Source organism: Komagataeibacter intermedius TF2 (genome assembly GCF_000964425.1).
Lineage (GTDB): Bacteria > Pseudomonadota > Alphaproteobacteria > Acetobacterales > Acetobacteraceae > Komagataeibacter > Komagataeibacter intermedius.
The window spans coordinates 1-3,369 of sequence record NZ_BANF01000110.1; the positions used below are offsets into that span (position 1 = coordinate 1).

Genomic DNA, 3,369 nt, shown 5'->3' on the forward strand with positions numbered 1-3,369 from the left:
GAGATCATGGCGGCATGGCCGACGACAGTGACCAGATCGCGCTGTCCCCGCACCTTCACGCGCAGGACGCAGAAACCATTTTCGGCGTTGTGGAACGTCACCCGCTCCACGAGGCCGGCCAGCGCCTCGGACGACGCAGCCGCGCCACTCAACGGGACTCTCCTACCAGCACGGAATCGAGAGGATCAGACACCATGATCCACCGTAACATGGGATCGCACCACTGACCGTAGCCGGGTTCCATCACACCCAACACGCGATCGTGAAACACCTGCGATCAGTCGTCTCTACGCTGCGCTTTCACTCCCATTTGCATCCTATATGCATCCTGCGGAGTGATTCAGGCACAAAAAAAGCCACCCGATTGGGTGGCTTTTTTTCTGTCTTTTCAGACGTTTATGCTTGGTTGCGGGGATAGGATTTGAACCTATGACCTTCAGGTTATGAGAAAGATTTTTTAGCCTACGCTGACCAGCGCTCCTGCCGACAGAATAGCGCCAGACCGCGAAAACCCTTTGTTTTTCCTTGAAAAATGACCTCGTCGGGATACGTCATTCGTTCACCGACTACGCTCGGTTGCGCTCTCATCTGTTTCCTATGTGTTTCCTGCGGCGGAGGCGAGAATGGCCCGGCTCAACAAGAAAACCGTCACGGCGGCGACGCCCGAAGCAAAAGATTATTTCCTGTGGGATGACAGCATCCCGGCCTTTGCGGTCCGGGTCTGGCCATCGGGCCGCAAGGTCTACGTCATTCACTACCGCTCTGGCGGAAGGCTGCGGCGTTACACGATTGGCCAGCATGGAAGCCCGTGGACGGCGGATCTCGCCCGTGATGAAGCTATCAGGATCCTCGCGCGGGTTCATACCGGGGAAAATCCGGCGGATAAACGGTCCGATGACCGCAAGGCCATGACTGTCGCGAGTTTCTCCAGACGCTTTCTCGACGAATATGTCGATGTCCACCTGAAACCCAGAACACGGGGAGAATACAGGCGCTCGGTGGAACTGTTCATTGTCCCGAAATTCGGAAGCTGGCGGATGGCTGACCTTTCACGGGCTGAAGTCGTCGAATTCCATGGCAGTTTCCGGCATATCCCCTATCAGGCCAACCGAACGCTGGGCGTTCTGTCAAAGATGTTCAGCCTTGCCGATCTATGGGGTATCCGCCAGGATGGTGTGAATCCATGCCGGGGCGTCAAACGCTACCGGGAAGAAAGACGAGAACGTTTCCTCACCCGGGAGGAGTATGCCCGCCTGGGCAACAGCCTCGACGAGGCCACCGAAGATATGCCCGAAGCGGCACGGGCCATCCGTCTGCTTGCCCTCACGGGTTGCCGGTTGCGGGAAATCCAGACGCTCCAGTGGGCGCATGTCTGGCTGGATGGAGCGGAACTCCGCCTCCCGGACAGCAAAACCGGAGCGAAGACTGTCCAGTTGGGTACGGCGGCTGTTGATGTCCTGAAGGCCACCCCTCGCCTGCCCGACAATCCCTATGTCATCACCGGGCGGAAGGCTGGCGAATATCTCACTGACCTGCAAAAGCCGTGGCGTCGTATCCGCAAGGCGGCAGGCCTGGATGGCGTTCGGCTCCACGATCTCCGTCATTCCTTTGCATCGGATGCCCTGGAGATGGGAGCGGACCTGACAATGATCGGCCGGATGCTGGGCCATAGCGACATCAAGACCACTTCCCGGTACGCCCACCTGAAGCGGGAAAATGTCAAACGCTCGACGGATCAGGTCGCCCAGCGCATTTCATCCGCGCTCACCGATGCAAGGATACAGGCCTGAATGCCGATCATACCCAATCAGCGGCCTGTCCGTCAGCATCGGCCCGCGTTTTATGTTTCGGGAACAACCAGCACATAGCTGGTGCTTCTTCCTCCTGCAGCCTCTCTGGCCAGAATATCGCGCGATACGAGATCATTGATATCTCGCAGGGCTGTATCCGGTGACGTCTTCGCCAGCTTCGCCCATTTGGATGAGGTCAGCTTGCCCTCGAACCCGTCCAGCAGACGGTTCAGCATAAGGCGTTGCCGGTCATTGATCGATTGTCCGACCAGATTGTCCCAGAACCGGGCCTTCTGGATGACTTTTCCCAGGACCAGTTCAGCGCGATCAAAGGCGCTATCCAGAGCCCCCAGAAACCAGAGCAGCCAGGCCGTGATGTCCATATCCCCCTTCTGGGTAGCCTCAAGGATTGCATAGTAATCCTTCCGTTCCTGCCGGATCTGGGCCGACAGGCTGTAGAAACGCTGATCTGTCTGTTCCGAGCGCGCCAGCATGAGGTCGCCGATGGCCCGCGCCATGCGCCCGTTTCCGTCCTCAAACGGATGAATGGTGACAAACCACAAATGTGCGATGGCTGCCTTCAGCACAGGATCCAACGCTTGCCCGGCATTGCACCAGTCGAGGAAGGCCTGCATCTCCGCGGGCACCCTGCTGGCTGCCGGCGCCTCATAATGAACCTTCTCCCGTCCGACAGGGCCTGACACGACCTGCATCGGGCCGGTTCTGTCATCACGCCACTCTCCGACCAAAATGCGCACCATCCCGTTTCGCCCAGTCGGAAACAAAGCCGCATGCCAGGCGAACAGTCTCTCTTCAGTCAACGGATCGGCAAAATGTCGGGTCGCATCCAGCATCATCTCCACAACGCCTTCGACATCCCGATCCACCGGAGCCAGCGCGCCAATATCCATCCCCAGTCGGCGGGCGATGGAAGACCGTACCTGCTCACGATCGAGATTTTCGCCCTCGATCTCGCTCGACTTGATGACATCGTCCGTCAGGGTCTGAAGCACGGCTTCAGACCGGAAATCGAAGCCGAGGCTTTCCATGCGGCCCAGGAGGCGTCCCTGCCGATGACGCACGGCAGCCAGTTCATGGGCAATGGTGTCCTTGTCCCACTGGAAGCCGGGCCAGTCTGCATGCTGATAAATGTATCGCGCCATATTCCCTGCACTCCTTGCGGAGAATATGGCGCCTAATCGCCGCAAACCGCAAGGCTATATCCGCATGATATGCGATGAATAAATCCATTATTCCTGCACACATGCTGGACGGTCTTATAAAAAATTCTATGTCACACACCATTTTGCCCGTTTGGTATCGAGCAGGAAGATATGCCCATCTGAAACGTGAGAACGCTAAACACTTCACTGATCAGCAGGCTCACATGAAATGGCTTGCAGGCCGCATCATACAACATTATTGTTGTAAACATGATTCCTAACCTTATCCCTGCGGCTGGCTCGCCCTGGCCCTTGCTACCGCCCGGCGTCCATCCAGCAAGCCTTGATGAGGTGAGCGTCAGATTCGCAACAAACCGTAATCATCCGGCGAGAGACGCGGGCGTATTCAGGCGGCG

The 3,369-nt window shown here is 57.6% G+C and carries 3 protein-coding genes; 1 reads left to right on the top strand and 2 read right to left on the bottom strand.

Annotation, left to right across the window (positions count from 1 at the left end; all coding sequences use genetic code 11):
* Positions 1-152 (bottom strand): YrrC family ATP-dependent DNA helicase (locus B7449_RS24775; RefSeq protein ID WP_456303599.1); only part of this gene is annotated, 152 nt, incomplete at its 3' end.
* Positions 153-623: 471 nt separating this feature from the next.
* Between B7449_RS24775 and B7449_RS13295 the strand changes: the two genes are divergently transcribed.
* Positions 624-1,790 (top strand): site-specific integrase, encoded by a 1,167-nt coding sequence (locus B7449_RS13295; RefSeq protein ID WP_039734373.1) that lies wholly within the window; start codon positions 624-626, stop codon positions 1,788-1,790.
* Positions 1,791-1,840: 50 nt separating this feature from the next.
* Here the strand turns inward: B7449_RS13295 and B7449_RS13300 are convergent, their stop codons facing one another.
* The gene (locus tag B7449_RS13300) at positions 1,841-2,953 is read right to left on the bottom strand and encodes a Fic family protein (protein ID WP_039734372.1); all 1,113 of its coding nucleotides are present in this window, start codon (positions 2,951-2,953) and stop codon (positions 1,841-1,843) included.
* Between the last annotated feature and the right edge of the window lie 416 nt (positions 2,954-3,369).

What these genes read in the sequence shown, in the direction of transcription:
- B7449_RS13300 (WP_039734372.1), bottom strand. Translation starts at nt 2,953, where the DNA reads ATGGCGCGATACATTTATCAGCATGCAGACTGGCCCGGCTTCCAGTGG.
- B7449_RS13295 (WP_039734373.1), top strand. Translation starts at nt 624, where the DNA reads ATGGCCCGGCTCAACAAGAAAACCGTCACGGCGGCGACGCCCGAAGCA.